Annotated in this window: 1 protein-coding gene and 2 pseudogenes; 2 read left to right on the top strand and 1 reads right to left on the bottom strand. The window is 56.2% G+C overall.

Features of this window, described 5'->3' with window-relative positions; translation table 11 throughout:
- Together ACR0LN_RS23810 and ACR0LN_RS23805 are read left to right on the top strand one after the other, a co-directional pair.
- Positions 1-351: pseudogene (locus ACR0LN_RS23810) on the top strand (DEAD/DEAH box helicase); the annotation flags it as partial.
- Between the two features lie 81 nt (positions 352-432).
- A pseudogene (locus ACR0LN_RS23805) lies at positions 433-1,626 on the top strand (IS1182 family transposase); the annotation flags it as partial.
- A gap of 21 nt (positions 1,627-1,647) precedes the next feature.
- Here ACR0LN_RS23805 and ACR0LN_RS23800 read toward each other — a convergent pair.
- Positions 1,648-2,777 (bottom strand): IS3 family transposase gene (locus ACR0LN_RS23800; protein ID WP_480424262.1). Its coding sequence is split into 2 segments (ribosomal slippage): positions 1,648-2,534 and positions 2,534-2,777, totalling 1,131 coding nucleotides; the frame shifts between segments, so codons are not numbered across the junction.
- Between the last annotated feature and the right edge of the window lie 146 nt (positions 2,778-2,923).

Here is a 2,923-nt window from a genome sequence, read left to right as displayed (position 1 = left end):
CGGACCGAGAATATCCACGTTCTCGGAGAGCATACATCGATCATCGCAACGCGGGTTGGGACAGTGAAGACGTCAACTCTCATGCTCGCACTCAGGAGCGTAGGCTTCTCGGTTGAGCAGCATGACGGGTTTTTGTTGGTGGAGGCCGGCGATGAAACACCCGACCTTCAATCAGTGCTATCTGAAATGGCATCCGGCGAACCTCTAGACCTGTTCGGCGATGCGGGAAACCTAGCTACGGAGAAGTTTCACACTTACCTTTCGATGTCACTTATACAACTAGATGCCGTTTCTTCAAAACTAGCACCTGATCATCTGCCTAGCATGATCGATCGGATTGCTAAGCCATAAGGGGCGTATTTCGTTGAAAAACTCTTGGTTGATTGAGTGGTAAGTCGCTGATTCAATTCGTCCTGTAGGGAGGAATTGGCGATGATGGGACCGAGGCAGGAAGCGCAGGCGGCGTTGTTCTACGAGTTCTCGCTGGAAGATCATGTCCCGCAAGATCACCTGCTGCGCTCGATTGATCGGTTCGTCGATCTTGGCAGCATCCGGTCGCATCTGGCGGAGTTCTACAGCCATACTGGACGCCCCTCGGTTGACCCCGAGTTGCTTATCCGAATGCTACTCGTGGGCTACTGCTTCGGGATCCGGTCCGAGCGGCGGCTTTGTGAAGAGGTTCATCTGAACCTAGCCTATCGGTGGTTCTGTCGGCTCGATCTGAACGACCGTGTGCCGGATCATTCCACATTCTCGAAGAACCGGCATGGGCGGTTCCGCGAAAGCGAACTGCTGCGCTACCTGTTCGAGATGACCGTGGCACACAGCATTGAGGAAGGCCTCGTCAGCGGTCAGCGTATGGCCATCGATGCAAGCTTGATCGAAGCCGATGCCAACAAGCAGAACTCAACGCCGAAGGAAGAGTGGGACGCCTCAACCGTTGATCCGACCGACGCGCCCCGCGCCGTCCGCGAGTATCTCGACACGCTGGACGAGGCTGCGTTCGGCGCTGCCAGCGAGGTTCAGCCCAAGTTCACATCGCATTCCGATCCGGCGAGCCAATGGACCGCAGCCCGCAAAGGCCCTGCATTCTTTAGCTATTCCGACAACTACCTGATCGATACAGATCACGGAGTTATCATCGACGTCGAAGCCACCAGATCAATCCGTCAGGCTGAGGTCGGATCGACCAAGACCATGTTGAACCGAGTAAAGGAACGGTTCGATCTGCATCCGGAGAGACTAATCGCGGACACCGCCTATGGCACCGGCCCACTTCTGGGCTGGCTGGTTGATCGCAAGATTGCGCCGCATATCCCGGTGTTCGACAAGTCCGGTCGCAATGACGGCACCTGGACCCGCGCCGACTTCGAATGGGATGCTGAGAATGACCAATACATCTGTCCCGAAGGTCACGCCCTCAAGCAGTTCCGCCGCAACTACTCAGACCCCAACCGCGGTCCGACGGGCAAGGGCACCGCTCGCTATCGCGCTCTGAAAGAGGTCTGTCAGGTCTGCCCATCGAAAACCAAGTGCTGCCCCAACGCGGATGCCCGCAAGATCAGCCGCGAAGAAACAGAAGACGCCCGCCAGGTGGCTCGAGACATTGTGGACCTGTCGCGTTTTTGTGCCGCTCCAAGTGCTCGTTTAAACCACTTTCCGTTCGAAGGCGACGGGACTTTTCCAGCCCAGTGCTGAGTGTCGGCGGCGCGGATTGTAGAAGCCGTTGATGTATTCGAAGATGGCCGCTTCAGCCTGCCGTCGGGTTTGCCATGACCGCCGCCAGATCAGCTCAGCTTTGATCGTTTTGAAGAAGGTCTCGACGGCGGCGTTATCATAGCAATTGCCTTTGCCGCTCATCGACACTTTGAAGTCATGTTGGCGCAGGATCTTCTGATAATCGTGGGAACAGTATTGGCTGCCACGATCCGTGTGGTGGATGCAGTCCTTCGGTGGTGATCTGAAGGCGATAGCCATTCTCAGCGCCCTGATGGCCAGGTCTCGCTTCATCCGATTGCTAACAGCCCAGCCAATCACACGGCGGGAATGCAAGTCCAGAATGACGGCGAGATAAAGCCAGCCTTCACGGGTCCAGACATAGCTGATGTCACCAGCCCATGTCTTGTTCGGCTGATCCGCTGTGAAGTCCCGATCCAGTAGGTTGGGCGCGATATTGAACTTGTGATCGCTGTCTGTCGTGACCTTGTGCTTGCGTGTTCTCAACACGGATATGCCGTTCTGGCGCATCAGGCGACCAACGCGACGATGCCCCACAGCCAAACCAATTTCCTTCAACTCTTCAGTCATGCGCGGCCTGCCATAGCTGCCCAAACTGAGGCGTGACTGTTCTTTGATATGCGCCAGCGTGACCAGATCAGACCGCTGTCTGCGACTGGCAGGGCGGCTGCGGAAGGCACGCAGACCGCGTGCGCTGACACCGACGACATCGCATAACCGGTTGGCTGGAAAGCTGGCTCTGTGTTCTTCGATAAACCTAAATCTCATTGCTTTAGGCCCGCGAAGAACTGGGTGGCCTTTTTTAGGATTTCCCTCTCCTCCTTGAGGAGCCGGATCTCCCGTCGAAGTCGCTCATTCTCTTGAGCGAGGCTCAAATCCTCTTTGGAAACCACGTCTGTATCTCGGTGCGCTGTGATCCATTTGTTCAGCGTGGACATCCCGACACCTAGATCATCAGCCACCTGCTTGCGTGTTAGCCCACTGGTCAATGCGATACGCACCGCATCTTGCCGGAATTCGGCCGTCCGTTTCAGTCCCATAGTCAGTCTCCTTTGCTGCAGTAGATGCTATCAAAGGAGCGGCATCAAACCGTGACAGGTCCAGCTACAAGATGCTGACGGTGCTGGATGAGTATACCCGTGAGGCGCTCTGCGTAGCGGTCAAGCCGAAGATGAACAGCGCAGAC

The sequence above is a fragment of the Ruegeria sp. AA6 genome (assembly GCF_056542865.1).
The sequence above is the reverse complement of the archived record's forward strand: the minus strand, read 5'-3'. Positions and strand labels throughout refer to the sequence as shown.